Below are 16708 nucleotides of genomic sequence, written 5' to 3'. Positions count from 1 at the left end.
CGGGACTGTACTCCGCGGTCAGATCGGCGGAATGAACGATGTGTGAATAGTCGGCCGATCTCGATGACGGCCAGACTCGCCTGCTGATTCCCTGGTCACCGTGCTGTACGGACGAGCGTTCGAACGCGATCTGATCGATGGACTCGTGACGGCGGCGCGGCACGGCGGGAGCGGCGCCGTCGTCCTGCGGGGCGGACCGGGCATCGGCAAGACGGCCCTGCTGGAATACGCCGCCGAGGTCGCCGACGGCACGCCGGTGTCGCGCGCCGCCTGCCGCCCGGGGGAGTCCGCCGCGCTGTCCCATCTGATGCCCCCGGGTACGGACCGGGAGGCGGTCGCGCGCGCCGTACGTGATCGGCTCGTGGCGGAGGGGGGAGGACGCGGGCTGGTGCTCCTCATCGACGACGCCCAGTGGATCGACGGGGCGTCGGCGGACGCGCTGGTCCTCGCCCTGCGCCGGTGGCGGGACGGCGACGGCCTCGCGGTCGTCGCCGCCGAGCGTGAGGGGACCGAGTCGCGGCTCGCCCCGCTGCCCGGGCACACGCTGGGCGGGCTCGACGCGGAGACGTCCGCCGCGTTCCTGGCCGGGCGGCACCCCGACATGGTCCGGCAGGTTCGCGACCGCCTCACCGCCTTCGCCCGCGGCAACCCTGGAACGCTCCTGGCCTGCGCCGACGCCCTCACCTCCGAGCAGCGCCAGGGCCACCTGACCTCCCCGTGGGCGCACCTGGAGGGACTCCGCGCCGCCTCCCACGGCGGTCCGAACGGGCCCGCCTCGATCCTCGCCGGCCTCCCGGAGCGTACGGTCGCGCTGCTCGCCCTGATCGCCGTCGAGAGCACCGGCGGGCTGCGTTCCGTCGTGCCCGCCGCCGAGTCGTTGGGCGTCTCGCTCGCCGACCTCGCCCCCGCGGAACGGGCCGGAACCCTGCAGGTGGCGGACGGCCACGTGATCGTCGAACAGTCCCTCGTGCCCGCCCTGGCGTACAGCCGGGCGTCGTACTCGCTGCGTGCCGACATCCACCGCGCGCTGGCCGCGCTCGGCCGCGAGGACGCCGCCTGGCACCGCGCCGGCGCCGCGCTCGGCCCGGACGAGGCCGTCGCCGCCGCCCTCCACGAGCTGGCCGACCGGGCCCCCACCGCCGACGCCCGCGCCGACGCCCTCGTCGCCGCCGCCGACCTCACCCCTGCCCCGGTGACACGTACCGCCAGGCTCACCGCCGCCGCCGACTCCGCCTGCGCGGCGGGCCAGATCGCCCGCGCCGACGCCCTCGCGCCGCACCTGGCTCCGCCCGCTGCCTGGGGCGGCTCCTCCGACGTACGGCAGGAGGCGGCGCCCCCGCTCGCGTGGGCGCCGGGGGCCGCTGACGGGCGGCCGGCACGGCGGACCCCCGTCGCAGGGGACGACGTGACGGCCTCGCGGGCCGTGACGGCGATGCTGGTACGGCTGCGCGCCAGGCAGGAGTACGGCCGGCTGGCCGGGGCCCTGGAGATGGCCGGGGTCGACCTGACCCGCCGGGGACGGTGGGACGAGGCCGGGCAGGCGCTGGCCGAGGGGCGGGACCTCGCCCTGGAGATCGGATGGTCGCACCAGGCCGCCCGGTTCGGCGCCCGGCTCGCCTGGCTGGCCGCGGCGCGGGGCGACGAGGCGGGCTGTCGTACGTTCGCCGCGGAGTGCTCCGGGACCCGCACCCCGGAGATCGACGCCCTCGCCGGCCACGCCCTCGGCCTGCTCGACCTCGGCCAAGGCCGATACGGCGACGCCGCCGACCACCTCGAACCCGCCGCCGAAGCGCACATCGTGCCCTGGTTCTGCAAATGGGACGAACTGGACGGATGGGGTGACTGGTTCCTGGGGGCGGACGAGGGGAGTGGGGCCGATCTCGTCGAGGCGGCCGTGCGGTGCGGGCGGACGGAGGCGGCGGGGCAGGCGTTGCGGCGGATGGAGGCCACTGGGCGGGCCGGGGAGGCGGAGCTGGCCCGGTGCCGTGGCCTGCTGGCGCGGGGCGCGGACGCGGACGCGGCGTACACGGTGGCGTTGCGGGGGCACGAGCTGCTGGGGCGGCCATACGAGCTGGCCAGGACCGCTCTGGTCTACGGGGAGTGGCTGCGCAGGGCGGGACGCAGGGTGGAGGCGCGGGCCCGGCTCGACACGGCGCTGGAGATCTTCGAGAGGCTGGCGGCGGCTCCCTGGGCGTGCCGGGCCCGTGCGGAGCGGGACGCCACGGGCGGCACGGGGTCCGGCCCGATCGCGGGGCTGACCGGGCAGGAGTCCCGGGTGGCAGGGCTGGCGGCCGAAGGAGTGCCGAACCGGAAGATCGCCGAGCGGCTCCATCTCAGCCTGCGTACCGTGGAGTCCCACCTCTATCGCGCGTACCAGAAACTCGGCGTGTCCTCCCGGGGTGAGCTGGCCCGCCGTCTGCGTGAGGCGGACCACCACTGAGACGCTGCGGTTCGATGACTCAGTCATCCCACCACACACCCTGAAATATCGGGCGAAATGACAGATTTGCTGACGTTCTTCCCGATCTAAAGTGCCGCTGGCCGCTCTTGTGAGCCACAACCCAAGCCATGAGCGAGATCGGAGCAGGAACATGAGGCCATCGCGTCCGCGGTGGAGCACGGGAGCGGTGATCATGACGATCGCCGTGATGACGGGAGTCGCCCTCGCGCCGTCCGCCGCGGCGGACCCCGTGCCCGGTACGGCTACCACGGAGTCCGCCCCACCGAGCCAGACTGGGGACGCCGAGCCCGCCCCGCCGAGCCAGACCGGTGACGCCGAGCCCGCCCCGCAGGCGACCGCGCCGGCGCAGGAGAAGGGGCCTGCCCCGATCGAGGAGCCGCCCGGCGCGACGGCCGTCCCGGACGCGGAGCCGACCCCGGAGGACGCCAAGGCGCTGATCCGGGCCGCCGAGACGGGCCGGCAGGTGGAGGTCGTCGAGCGGCGCACCGAGACCAGCGAAGTGAGCGCGAACCCCGACGGCAGCCTCACCCTCCGTCAGCACCTGCGCCCGGTGTGGAGCCGGGCTACCGGGAAGTGGCGGCGGATCGACCCGACTCTGCGGAAGCAGGCTGACGGGACCGTCGCCCCGGTGTCCACGACCTTCGGGATGGCCTTCTCCGGCGGCGGCAAGGGACCCCTGGCGACCATGGTGAAGGGCGGCAAGAGCCTGACCCTGACCTGGCCGGCCCGGCTGCCCGCGCCGGTGGTGTCCGGCAGCGAGCTGACCTATCCCGAGGTGCTGCCCGGCGTCGACCTGAAGATCCTGGTGGAGCCGGACAACTTCGTCAGCCACCTGATCGTCGAGGACGCCCGAGCCGCCGCGAACCCCAAGCTGCGGAACCTCACGTTCGGCCTTGGCGGGCGGGGCCTGCGCCTCACCCCCGACGCGCGGGGCGGCCTCACCGCGTTGGACGACGCGGGCAGGCAGGTTCTCTTCGCGCCGCGCCCCTTGATGTGGGACTCCTCCGACAAGGCGACGACCGCGCGAAAGGCGGCCGGGACGGCCGCGGCGGGGAGCGGCTCGGTCAGGAGCGCCCCCATGGCGGCGGAGGTGAACGGCGACTCGCTCCGGATCGTCCCCGACCGGGCGATGCTCGACGACCCCGCCACCGTCTACCCGGTGACCATCGACCCGATCTTCAACGACGGTTACAAGAACCACTGGGCGATCGCGTACAAGCAGGCCGGGTCGCCGTCGCTGGCCGACACCGCGTTCTACGACGGCGCCAAGAAGATCGGCAGTGAGAGCCCGGTCGAGGGGCGGGTCGGCTACGAGGACTGGACCGGCGGCACGGGCAGGACCTACTTCCAGATGAACACCGACGACCTCCGGGGCTCCCGCATCGTCTCCGCGACGTTCAACGTCTTCAACACCTACTCCTACAGTTGCACCAAGATGCCGGTGCAGCTCGGCTGGACCGGCGGCATCGGCGCCTCCACCACCTGGAACAACCAGCCGACCTGGAAGCAGACGCTGCAGACCAAGTCGTTCGCGCACGGCTGGTCCACCACCTGTGCCGGCGGCGGCGAGGACTACGCCGCCGCCGCGCTGCGCGCGGCCCTGCAGGAGAACGCCGACCTGCGCGGCACCCAGATCACCCTGGGCCTGCGCGCGGAGCCGGGCACCGAGGACGACCCGCGGAGCTGGAAGCGGTTCCGGGTCAACGCCACCAACCCGGTGCTGGAGGTCACCTACAACCACATGCCCGACGTCGGTGCCAAGGGCGCGTACATCGGGGCCTGGCAAAACAACTCCAGTGACGTGGGGATCCGCTGCGACAACAACCCCGCGACCTGGCCGGTGGTCGGCAACTCGGCGATCAGCATGATCGCCAGGGTGAGCGACCCCAACGGCGGCAACGTCACCGGGAAGTTCCTGGTCTGGCAGGTGGGCGGGAACACCGTGGCGACGCCCTCGGACACCGTGGCCAGCGGCGGGATCGCGAATGTGAGCGTGGCCGCCGCGACGTTCAAGGACGGGTTCGGCTACCGGTGGACCGTCCAGGCCACCGACGGCATCGACATGACCGGCGGCTCGGGCGACTGCGGCTTCCAGATCGACAAACTGGCCCCGGTCAAGCCCACGGTGACCGCGGTCGACGGCCATCCGCTCGACGTCGCCGAGGTGGCGGCCCGCAAGACCCGGACGATCAAGCTCGCCTCCAGAGACCTGCACCTCGACGGCTTCTGCTACACGCTCAACCACCCGCTGTCCATCGGCGGCGCCAAGTGCTCCAACGGCACGTGGGTGAAGGCGGGCGCCGACGGCACCGCGACCGTGACCGTGGCCCCGCCCCGGTGGCCCAACAACCGCCTGCACGTCGTCGCGTACGACACGGCCGGCAACGTCTCGCCGTACAGTGGCGCGGCCTCCGCGGTGGAGACCAACACCACGCTGATCGTCACCGCGGCGCCCGAGTTCGTCGCCGACCCCGACGGTGTCGTGCAGGGTGACCGGGACGGCGACCTGAACGGCGACGGCCATCTCGACCTCCTGTCGGTCGCCAAGGACGGCCGCCTGCTCTTCTACGCGGGAAAGGGCGACGGCACGATCGCCTGGAACCGGACCTTCCCCAGCGGTTGGGACGACGCCAAGCTCGCCCACCGCGGCGACCTGATCGGCCCCGAGGACGGCATGGGCAAGGACGGCTACGAGGACGTGTTCGTGCTCAAGGACGACCGGCTGTGGCTCTACCCCGGCGACGGGCTCGGCGAGCCGCTGGCGTCGGGCCGCCGCGAGCTGAAGCACCCGGGCGGCGGCAACTGGTCGGCCGCGACCCAGGTGATCTCCCCTGGCAACATCGACGGCAAGCTCGGCGTGGACCTCGTGGTCAACGAGGGCGGCAGGCTGCTGCTCTTCTCCGGCACCCAGGCCGGACCCCTGGCCACCGCCGCCAACGGCGAACTCGCCGCGCCCGCGGTGCTCGGAACGCCGGGCTGGGCGGACTACGACGTGGTCATGCCCGGCGAGATCACCCCCGACGTGAACGGCGACGGCGCGCCCGAGGAAACGGGCGTCACCGACCTCCTCGCCAGGAACCGCGTCACCGGCGAGGTGTGGCTCTACCCTGGCACCCGCGACGAGAGCGGCGCCTACACCCTCGCCGCCCGCCGCGCCTACGGCACCGGCGGCTGGACCCTCGCGAGCCGTCCCGCCTTCACCTCCAACGGCAACGCGCAGGGCAGCGTCGTCACCGTGGACGGGGTCAGGCGCTTCCAGCCGCTGGCCGGCCAGGAGACGCCCGACATCTGGTCGACCGCGTCCGGCGGCGTCGACAACACGGGGCTGCTCTACTTCTACGCCGCCACGCCCGTGGACCGCGGACCTGTCACCCAGGTCGGCGACTCCTACTGGACCAGCAACATGGCCGGCATCTACTGATGGGACCTCATCGGATGACGCACACGCCCGTGGCCGGCCGTACGCGCCGGCTGCTCCGGGCGGGGAGAACCCGTACCGCCCGGCTCATCGCCACCGCCCTCACCGGCGCGATGATGATCACCTACCTCAACCCCGCGCCCGCGACCGCGCAGGTGCCCGAGTTCACGATCAGGCCCGTGCAGCGGGAGACGTCCGTCGCCGGTGGCCGGGTGGCCAAGGACGCCGCCACGCCGCCGAGCCAGACCGACCAGCGCCCCTGGAAGGCACAGGCGCCGGTCGCCTGGCCGCGCGGCGCCGCCGAGGCAGGCCGCGGGCGCGCCGCCGGTGACCTGCCGGTACGGCTGGCGCGCGGCCCGGCCAAGGTCAGAGTGGAGGTGGCGGACCGGGCCGCCGCCCAGCGGGCCGGAGTGGACGGCCTGCTCATGACGCTGCGCCGGGCCGACGGCGGCACCGGCTCCGAGCGGTCCGCCGTCGAGGTCGGCTACGGTTCGCTGAAGGGCGCGTTCGGCGCGGACTGGGCCTCCAGGCTCTCCCTCGTCCGGCTGCCCGCCTGCGCGCTGACCACGCCGGACAAGGAGGAGTGCAGGACCGGGGAGCCGCTTCCCACCAGGAACGACACCGCCGCGGGCACCCTCACCGCCGACGTCGACGTGGCGGAGGCGACCGTGCTGGCCGCCGCCGCGACGCCCGCCGGGGCCGCGGGCACCTACACCGCCACCTCCCTCGCGCCGTCCGGCTCGTGGACGGGCGGCGGCAACTCCGGCGCCTTCGGCTACTCCTACGACATCGACGTGCCGCCGAGCCCCGGCGAACTGGACCCCGAGGTGTCGCTGGAGTATTCGTCCTCCACGGTCGACGGCAGGACCGCGGCGACCAACAACCAGCCGTCGTGGCTGGGCGAGGGCTGGGAGTACGACCCCGGCTTCATCGAGCGCAGCTACGTGGCCTGCAAGGATGACAAGACCGCGGGCGCCAACAACCCGGACAAGGTCGGCGACCTGTGCTGGAAGTCCGACAACGCCACCCTCACCCTGGACGGCGCCTCCACCGCGCTGGTACGCGACGACGACACGGGAACGTGGCGGCTCGCGAACGACGACGGCTCCAAGGCCGAGCGCCTGAAGGGCACCGCCGCCGACACCGCCAACGGCGACAACGACAACGAGTACTGGCGGATCACCAAGGCCGACGGCACCCAGTACTGGTTCGGTAAGAACCGGCTGCCCGGCTGGACCACCGGCAAGCCGGAGACCGGCTCGGGCCGCTCGGTCCCGGTCTACGGCAACCACGCGGGCGAGCCCTGCCACGCCACCGCGTACGCCGGTTCCTCCTGCGACCAGATGTGGCGCTGGCAGCTCGACTACGTGGTCGACCCGCACGGCAACGCGATGGCGTACTACTACGCCAAGGAGAGCGGCGCCTACGCCGCCAACAAGGCGACCACCGCCACCGCCTCCTACGTGCGCGGCGGCTACCCGACCAGGATCGAGTACGGCCTGCGCGCCGGCCAGGTCTACGCGGCCAACGCCCTGGCCAGGGTCGTCTTCGGGGTGTCCGAGCGCTGTCTGACCGACTGCGGCACGTTCGACGTCGCCCACGCGGCCAACTGGCCGGACACCCCCGTGGACCAGAACTGCACGCTGAGCAAGGCGTGCAAGTCGATCGCCCCCACCTTCTGGTCCCGCAAGCGGCTCACCTCCATCACCACCCAGGTGCTCAGCGGCACCGCGTACGCGGACGTGGACTCCTGGGCCCTGGGCCAGCAGTTCCCCGGCACGGGTGACGCCTCGACCGCCGCGCTCTGGCTGTCGTCCATCACCCGCACGGGCAAGGCGTCCGGGACCGCGATCGCGCTGCCGGCCGTCACGTTCGGCGGCACGCTGATGGAGAACAGGGTGGACGCGGCCGAGGGCCGGCCGCCGCTGAACAAGTACCGCCTGACCAGGATCAGCACCGAGTCCGGCGCCGACACCCTGATCACCTACTCCGCCAAGGACTGCACGTACGGGGCGACCCCGCAGCCCGACACCAACACCAAGCGCTGCTTCCCCGCCTTCTGGTCGCCCGAGGGGTACATCGACCCGATCAAGGACTGGTTCCACAAGTACGTCGTGACCCAGGTGATCGAGGACGACAAGGTGGCGGGCACCGGCTCGGAGTCCAAGGTCACCTCCTACGAGTACCTCGGCGGCGCGGCCTGGCGGCGTGACGACTCCGAGTTCACCCTGGACAAGCACCGGACGTGGAACATGTTCCGCGGCTACGGGCGGGTCCGGGTCAAGGAGGGCACGAGGAACCGCACGCAGAGCGACACGATCTACTACCGGGGGATGGACGGCGACCGGCTGGCTGACGGCTCCACCAGGAGCGCCACGGTCGAGGACTCCGAGGGCGGCAAGGTGGACGACGCCGACGTCCTGGCCGGAGCCGTACGCGAGGTCGTCACCTACACCGGTGAGAACGGGCAGGTCGCCACGGCCTCGGTCTCCGACCCGTGGCTGTCGGCCGTCACCGCCTCGCGGGCGCGTACCGGGCTGCCCGCCCTGACCGCCCGCATGGAGGACGTCGCCAGGGTCCGCTCGCGCACGCTCGTCACGACGGCGGGCGGGACCGCGTGGCGGCGTACCCAGGTCGACTCGTCCTACAACGGCGACGGCCTGATCACGCAGGTGAGCGACCAGGGAGACCTGGCCGTCACCGGCGACGAGGAGTGCAAGCGCACCACCTACACCGCGCGCGACACCGGGAACTGGCTCGTCGGCTACGCCGCCTCCGTGCTCACCACGTCGGCGACCTGCGCCACCCCGGCCTCGGCCGCCAACACGGTCGGTGAGGAGCGACTGCACTACGACGGGCAGTCGTTCGGCGCCGCGCCGGTCGCGGGCAAGGCGAACGTCACCAGGACCGAGACGCTGTCGGAGTACGCCGACGGCAGGCCGGTCTACGTGGCCGGCACCGCGGGCTACGACCTGTACGGCCGGGTCACCACCTCGATCGACGCGCGGAACAACCCCACCACCACGGCCTACGTCCCGGCCACCGGCGCGTTGCCCACCGTGAAGACCGTGACCAACGCCAAGGAGCACGTCACCACCGTCACGCTGGACGGCAGGCGCGGCCTGACCCTGTCGGAGAAGGACGCCAACGGCCGCATGTCCTACTCCGACTACGACGCGCTCGGCCGGCTCACCGCGGTCTGGCTGCCGGGGCGGGCCAAGACGGCCTCGGCCACCATGACCTTCGCCTACGCGGTCTCCACCACCGTCCCGACCACCGTGACCAGGAAGGACCTGCTGGAGAACGGGACGTACAAGACCTCGGTCACCCTGTACGACGGCCTGCTGCGCCGCCGGCAGGCGCAGAGTGCGGCGCCCACCGGCGGCCGGGTGGTCGAGGACAGCTTCTACGACTCCCACGGCCGGGTGTGGAAGACCAACGACCTCTACTGGAACTCCGCGGCCCCCTCCACGACGCTGCTCGGCGTGGCCGACAACCTCGTGCCCACCCAGACCGAGACGCTCTTCGACGGCCAGGGCCGCACGGTCGCGGAGGTCTACAAGTCGCTGAACGTCGAGAAGTGGCGGACCACCACCGTCCAGGGCGGCAACTACACCGCCATGGTTCCGCCCGACGGCGACACGGCCACCCTCACCATCAGCGACGCCGAGGGCCGGACCACCGAACTGCGCCAGTACAAGGGGCGCGATCCGGACTTCGACGCCCCTGCCTCCGCCTACGACGCCACCAGCTACACCTATGACGCGGCGGGCCGGCTCGACACCGTCGTCGATCCCGTGGGCAACACCTGGACCTACGACTACGACCTGCGCGGCAACCAGGTCCGCGCGACCGACCCGGACAAGGGCGAGACCAGAACGACCTACGACGCGAAGGGGAACGTCACCTCCACCACCGACGCGCGCAAGGTCACGCTCACCTACACCTACGACGAACTCGACCGCAAGACCACCCTCACCGAGGGTTCGGTGAAGCGCGCCGAGTGGAGCTACGACACCCTGCCCGGCGGCAAGGGCCTGCCGGTCACCGACACCCGGTGGCACAACGGCAACGCCTACACGACCTCGGTCAGGGGGTACGACGTCGCGGGCCGGGGGACCGGCACCACGGTGACGATCCCGGCGGCCGAGGGCGCGTTGGCGGGCACGTACACCACGAGCACCACGTACCAGCCGGTCACGGGGCTGGTCGCGACCACGTCGTACCCGGCAGGGGGTGGTCTGCCGGCGGAGACCGTCAACCGCGGCTACACCGCCTTCGGCGCGCCCGCCTCGCTCGACAACGGCAGCAAGCTCTACGTGAACGGCACGCAGTACTCGCCCTTCGGCGAGGTGCTGCAGACCGTGCTGGGCGACGTGGGCTCCCGGGTCGTGCACACGCTGGTGTACGAGGACACCACCCGCCGCCTGGCCCAGGTGGTGAACGACCGGGAGCGTACCGGGCCGCAGACCATGGACGACCTGGTCTACAGCTACGACGCCGCGGGCAACGTGCTGAAGATGCGCAACGCCCGTGACGGCAACACCCTGACCGACACCCAGTGCTACCGCTACGACCACCTGCGGCGGCTGACCGAGGCGTGGACGGATCTCGGCGACTGCGCCGCGGACGAGCAGCCGTCCGCCGCCACGGTCGGGGGTCCCGAGCCGTACTGGCAGTCGTTCGCGTTCGACGCGGTGGGCAACCGGGTCTCCGAGACCCGCCACGCGACGACCGGCGACACCGGCGACACCGTCAGGACCTACGCCTACCCGCCCGCGCGCCAGCCCCAGCCGCACACGCTGAAGCAGGTCACCGCCACGGGGCCGGGCGCGCGGACCGACGACTACGAGTACGACGCGACCGGCAACACCACCCGGCGGGTCACCGCCATGGGCGACCAGAGGCTGACCTGGGACCCCGAGGGCCGCCTGGACACCTCCACGGTCGGGGGCAAGGAGACCTCGTTCGTCTACGACGCCGACGGGGAACGACTGCTGCGCCGTGAACCCGACGCCGTCACCCTGTACCTGGCCGACGACCAGGAGCTCAAGCTCACCCGGGCGACGGGCAAGGTCAGCGGCACCCGTTTCTACGACGGCCCGGAGTCGACCGTCGTCCGCACCTCCGACGGCGGGCTCAGCTACGTGCTGTCCGACCACCACGACACCGGTTCGCTGTCGGTCGACGCCACCAGCCTCGCCTACACCCGCCGCTCGACCACGCCGTACGGCGCCGTGCGCGGCACGGCCCCCGCCTCCTGGCCGACGGAACGGGGATTCGTCGGTGGCACGATCGACGAGTCGACGGGCCTGACCCAGCTCGGCGCCCGCGAGTACGACGTCGACACGGGCCGGTTCATCTCGGTCGACCCGATCATGGATCTCACCGATCCCCAGCAGATCAACGGCTACGCCTACGCCAGCAACAACCCGGTCACCTGGGAGGACGCCTCCGGTGAGCGGGTGTGCGACGGGGCGCAGTGCCAGGCGGAGGGCACCCGCCCGGACGGCCAGCCGATCAAGAAGAAGCCGAAGAAGCCCAAGGCGAAGATCTCCCGGAAGTACGCCGTCCGCCCGTCGCTGAGCAGCCCGCAGATCCGGCCGCAGAACTGCCCGACCTACCAGTGCTACCGCTCGGTCACCGACGCCGACTACGGCGAGCAGATGCGCAAGACCCTGGAGGCGGTCAACAAGGCGAACATGGACAAGCTCAGGCTGGAGCGTCAGCTCGAAAAGCTCAAGCAGCAGGTGGACGAGCAGAAGCAGAAGGCCAAGAAGAAGAAGCCCTGGTGGCGGAAGGCGGTGCGGACCATCGGGAACGGCCTTTGGGTGATGGGCGCGGTGGCCGCCACCGTCGCCTGCGGGGTCTCCATCGTGTGCGGGATCGCGCTCGGTGCCGCCGTGAGCATGACCGGATACACCTTGATGCACGCGGGTGAGGACACCTGGAGTTGGCGCGACTTCGCCCTGGCGGGCGCCCTGGGCGCCGCCAGCGGCGGTGTCGGCCGCGTCTACCAGGGCGGGCGGGACGCCTACAAGGCGGCCAGAGGGGTCGCCGCGGTCCGACTGAAGCGGGGCGCCGCCACCCTCCCCGCCGTGACGTCCAAGAGCGAGGCCGTCTGGGGCGCGAAGTTCATGAACAAGTACCAGTTGCAGTGGAAGCTGAAGCCGACCAGGTACAGCCCCGAGATGCTCAAACCGCCGTACCGGTGACGACGGGTCGGCGGCCCCGAACTCTCGGGGCCGCCGTCCTGGTCGTCACCCGCCCGTCCACGCACACCGAGCACGGCCGCCCCGGCGGCCGCGGCGCGGGATCGAGGCGTCCCGCCCTGTGGACATACCATCCGTATACCGGCGTTCCCTACCGTGCCGCCCATGAGATGGGTGAGATCCGGCGTGTGCGCCGGTCTGATAGCGATGTCGACGGTGGTGGCCGTCTCCGAGCCCGCCGCGGCTCAGGCAAGCGGGCTGAGCCCGTATGACCAACTGGTCCTCTCGCACAAACCCGCGGCGTACTGGCGGCTGTCCCACCCGTCGGCCGGCACGGAACTCGACCGGGCCGGCAACGGGTACAAGGGCACCTTCCGCGGCGTCACGAGCTCCGTACAGCTCCCCAACAGGGACGGCGCCGCCGTCTTCAACGGCACGTCGGGCTACTTCGAGGTGCCCGACGCCAACGCCTTCCACATATCCACCACCGGGAAGTTCACCGTGGAGGCGTGGATCAGGCCGCACGCCCTGAACTTCCCCGACGGGGAACAGGACGGCTACGTCTACTTCATGGGGAAGGGCACGAAGTCGAACGCGGGCGGCGACCAGGAGTGGGCCGGCCGCATGTACAACAAGTCTCACCCGGAACGCCCCAACCGCGTCTCCGGCTACGCGTGGAACCCCGAGGGCGGATTCGGGGCCGGCGCCGCCTTCCAGCACCCGCTGACGGTCAACCAGTGGATCCACGTCGCGATCACGTTCGACACCTCTGAGGGCACGTACGGGAAGGTGCGCATCTACAAGAACGGCGTGCTCTCCGGCTCCGACAACCTGGTCTACCGTCCGGGCCAGGAGGACGAGGTCATCGTCAAGCCCAGGCCCGGCTCGGCGCCCGTTCGGGTGGGCACCCGCAACTTCGCCTCCTACTTCAAGGGGGCGATCGGGAAGTTCGCGATGTACAACCGCGCGCTCACGGCGGCCGAACTCCGCTCGCACCACGCGGTGATGACCGGGGCGAACCAGGACTTCAACCGCGACGGGACCGGCGACCTCTTCTCGGCCGCCACCGGGACGCTGACCATCTGGAACGGTACGGGCGCCAACGGTTTCACCTCCGCCACGCCCGTCGGGCCCGGCTGGAACGCCTACAGCCGACCGGTCGCGGGCGACTTCAACGGAGACGGCCTCACCGATCTGGCCGCGTCGAGGAAGGAGGACCACACTCTGCACATCTGGCACGGCAAGGGCGCCAACAACTTCACCTCCGCCCAGCGGCTCGGGGCGGGCTGGGCGCCGTACGAGGACACGTTGACCTCGCTCGGCGACATCAACCGGGACGGCAACGACGACCTCGCGGCCGTCCACAACGGCACGCTGTACGTCTGGAACGGCAAGGGCGGGAACGCGTTCGGACCGAAGACCGCCATCGGCCCGAACTGGGGCGCCTACACCCGGCCGATCGGCGGCGACTTCAACGGCGACGGGATCGGTGACCTGGCGGCGGTCAGGAAGGCCGATCACACTCTCTTCGTCTGGAACGGCAAGGGCGCCGACAACTTCACCCCCGGCCAGGAAATCGGGCCGGGCTGGGAACCGTTCGAGAGCACGTTGATGACGCCCGGCGACATCAACCAGAACGGCATCACCGATGCCCTCGACGAGGGCCTCGTCGCCGACATCCGCCGCGCCATGCCTGTCGTCCTGCGCGGGGCGTACACCCGGGTGCTCGACCCCACCAACCTGTGGCACAAGATCCCCACTCCCGGCAACCGACGCCTGGCGGAGGCGAACCGGCGGCTGCACACCGCCATCGACCGCCTCATCCGCACCCGGCGCGAGGAACCGCACGCAGAGCAGCAGGACCTCCTGTCAATGCTGCTACAGGCCCAGGACGGCGACGGCGGGACCATGACCGACCAGCAGGTCCACGACGAGCTGATCACCCTGCTGGTGGCCGGAACGGAGACCGCCGCCGGTGGCCTGGCCTGGCTCTTCCACGAACTGGGGCAGAACCCGGCCGTTGACCGGGCACTCCAGCGCGAACTGCGGGACACGCTCACCGATGCCCTCACCCCCGACGCGCTGCGCGGGCTCACGTACACCCGACGGGTGGTCGACGAGGCACTGCGGATGCGCAACCCCGGAGGCATGACGACCAGGCGGGCGATGGCCGAGGTCGAACTCGGCGGTCACCACTTCCCCGGCGGAACCGAGTTCATCTTCAGCGCCTGGGTGCTGCACCGCAATCCGCGGTACTTCCCCGACCCTGTCCGGTTCGACCCTGACCGCTGGCTTCCCGACCGGCCGCCGGTTCCCCGCGGAGCGTTCATCCCCTTCGGCGCGGGCAGCCACATGTGCATCGGGGACTCCTACGCGCGCACGGAGATGACGACGGTGGTCGCGGCCATCGCGAACCGATGGCGGCTGGAACCCCTGCCAGGAGCCCAGGTACGCGGCGTCATGACCTCGACCAACAGCCCCGGCGAACTCCTGATGCGCGTGCAGGAACGCTAGCGCCGCGAGCCGGTTCCGATGTCCGAGGTAAATACGTTGCGGGGTCCGAAACGGCTGGGGCATGCTGGGTCGATCGAGCGGCGGAGAGCGCTGCCTGGACTAAGGAGGGCTGACGGATGGCCATCACTGTGCTGCGGCATGTCCGCATCAGTCCCACCACTTTGTTCAGGAGCACACCCGTTGTCTTCCGAGTACGAACTCTCTGATACCCACTCCGACCCACACTCCCGCAGGTCCGAAGTCGCCGGTGACGAGTCCCGGCCGGATCCAGCCGCGGCCTTCGCCTTCCAGTTCCATTCGGTCGACGAGGAGCTGGGCCCGGATCAGCGGTGGTCCACCTGGCTGGAGGTCGAGCGCGGTTCTCGCGGCCCGGAACCACGCCCCTCGTGGGTCGTGACGGAACAGGCTGCGATCGACACCGAGCTCGGCGTACTCAAAACCGGCAAGGAAGCCGACGTCTTCCTGCTCGAACGGGCCGTCGAAGCCATCGGCGACAACCCGGCGAAGTCCTCGCTGCTGGCCGCGAAACGGTACCGCACCGAGGAGCACCGCTCCTTCCACCGCAATGCGTCGTACGTCGAGGGCCGCCGTACCCGCAACAGCCGCGACGGCCGGGCGATGGCGAAGAAGACCTCGCACGGCCGCAGTGTCGCGGCCGGTCAGTGGGCCTACGCCGAATGGGACGCACTCAACCGGCTGTGGAAGGCCGGCGTCCCGGTGCCGTATCCCGTGCAGGTGGACGGCACCGAGCTGCTGATGGAGTTCATCGACGACGGCGAGGGCGGCGCCGCGCCCCGGCTCGCCCAGGTCCGGCCGTCGAAGGAGCTGCTCGGTGTGTACTTCGAGCAGCTACGCGACGGCATGCGCGAACTGGCCCGCGCGGGGCTCGCGCACGGCGACCTTTCGGCGTACAACGTCCTCGCGCAGGCCGAGCGGATCGTGATGATCGACCTGCCTCAGGTCGTCGACATCGTCGGCAACCCGAAGGGCATGGACTTCCTGATGCGCGACTGCCACAACATGGCCACGTGGTTCACGAACCACGGGCTCGAGGTCGACGAACAGGAGCTGTTCGCCGACCTGCTCACGATGGTGTTCTGATCGCCTGCCGCGCGAGCGGCTCCGTGGCATCCGGCCACGGAGCCTGCGCAAAAACCCGTTGGCGGGCCACGGCGACCACTGCTACTTTTTCGGTGGCCGTGCGAGAGACCGAGGAGGTGGTACCCGTGAACGCAGTATCGACATGGGTGCTTCCCTCAGGGGTCACGGTCGGGCGATAGGTCGTCCGGGAGCGCCGTTCAAGAGCACTCCCGAAAGGCACGACCATGCGATTCACCTCCGAGCAGCGCCTCGACGACGGCGTCCTCGAACGCGAATTCACCCTCGGCGAGATCCCCGGCATCCTGTGGACCCCCGGATCCGCGTCCGCACCGGCGCCGCTGATCCTGCTCGGCCACCCCGGCGGAATGCGCCAGATGTACCCCCGGCTGGTGGCCCGGGCCCGGCACTCCGCGGCGGACGGCTTCGCCGCGGCCACCATCGAGCTGCCCGGGGGCGGTGACCGGCCGCGTTCCGCCACCGCCGAGGCCACCGCCGAGCAGGCCCGCGCCGACCTGCGGCGGGCACTGGAGGCCGGCGAGCCGGTCTCCGACGAGATCGTCGACCGGCTCGTCCTCCCGGTGGTGGAAAAGGCGGTCCCGGAATGGCAGGCCACCCTGGACGCCCTCCTCTCGCTGCCCGAGATCGGCGGCCCGGTCGGATACTCGGGAGGAGTGATCTCCGTCGGGATCCGGCTGGCGGTGGTCGAGCCGCGCGTCTCGGCCGCCGTTCTGTTCGCCGGGAGTTTCGTGCCCCGCACCATGTTCGAGGAGGCCCGGCAGGTCACCATTCCGCTGCACGTCCTGCTGCAGTGGGACGACGAATGGAACGACCGGCAGGCTGCCCTGGACCTGTTCGACGCCTTCGGTTCCAAGGAGAAGACGCTGCACGCCAATATGGGCGGGCACACCGGTGTCCCGCAGTTCGCGGGTGACGCCGCGGCCCGGTTCTTCACCCGGCATCTGAGCTAGCTGCCGACCCCTGCCGTCAGGTCGGCAGCCCGAC

The 16708-nt window shown here is 71.3% G+C and carries 6 protein-coding genes; all 6 read left to right on the top strand.

All coding sequences use genetic code 11. From position 1 onward, the window contains the following. Window positions 1–100 precede the first annotated feature (100 nt). The 6 genes from ACZ6S0_RS16770 (at window position 101) to ACZ6S0_RS16745 (ending at window position 16674) form a co-directional block, all read left to right on the top strand. Complete coding sequence (locus tag ACZ6S0_RS16770) at window positions 101–2440, top strand: helix-turn-helix transcriptional regulator (RefSeq protein WP_465917813.1); 2340 nt, start codon at window positions 101–103, stop codon at window positions 2438–2440. Between the two features lie 193 nt (window positions 2441–2633). Then, window positions 2634–5882: a hypothetical protein gene (locus ACZ6S0_RS16765; RefSeq protein ID WP_465917812.1), complete on the top strand. Its 3249-nt coding sequence runs from the start codon at window positions 2634–2636 to the stop codon at window positions 5880–5882. A gap of 14 nt (window positions 5883–5896) precedes the next feature. Further along, window positions 5897–12094 carry an RHS repeat domain-containing protein gene (locus tag ACZ6S0_RS16760; RefSeq protein WP_465917811.1) on the top strand — a complete coding sequence of 2066 codons (6198 nt, stop codon included), beginning with the start codon at window positions 5897–5899 and terminating at the stop codon, window positions 12092–12094. Window positions 12095–12256: 162 nt separating this feature from the next. Then, window positions 12257–14605: a cytochrome P450 gene (locus ACZ6S0_RS16755; protein ID WP_465917810.1), complete on the top strand. Its 2349-nt coding sequence runs from the start codon at window positions 12257–12259 to the stop codon at window positions 14603–14605. Window positions 14606–14785: 180 nt separating this feature from the next. Beyond that, window positions 14786–15706 (top strand): serine protein kinase RIO, encoded by a 921-nt coding sequence (locus ACZ6S0_RS16750; RefSeq protein WP_465917809.1) that lies wholly within the window; start codon window positions 14786–14788, stop codon window positions 15704–15706. 224 nt (window positions 15707–15930) lie between these two features. After that, a complete protein-coding gene (locus ACZ6S0_RS16745; protein WP_465917808.1) occupies window positions 15931–16674 on the top strand; it encodes a dienelactone hydrolase family protein in 744 nt (247 codons plus the stop codon). The last annotated feature ends 34 nt before the right edge of the window (window positions 16675–16708 follow it).

The sequence above is a fragment of the Nonomuraea sp. NPDC051298 genome, assembly GCF_055586305.1.
Note: the sequence above shows the minus strand (reverse complement) of the source record. Positions and strands in the feature narration are given on the sequence as shown.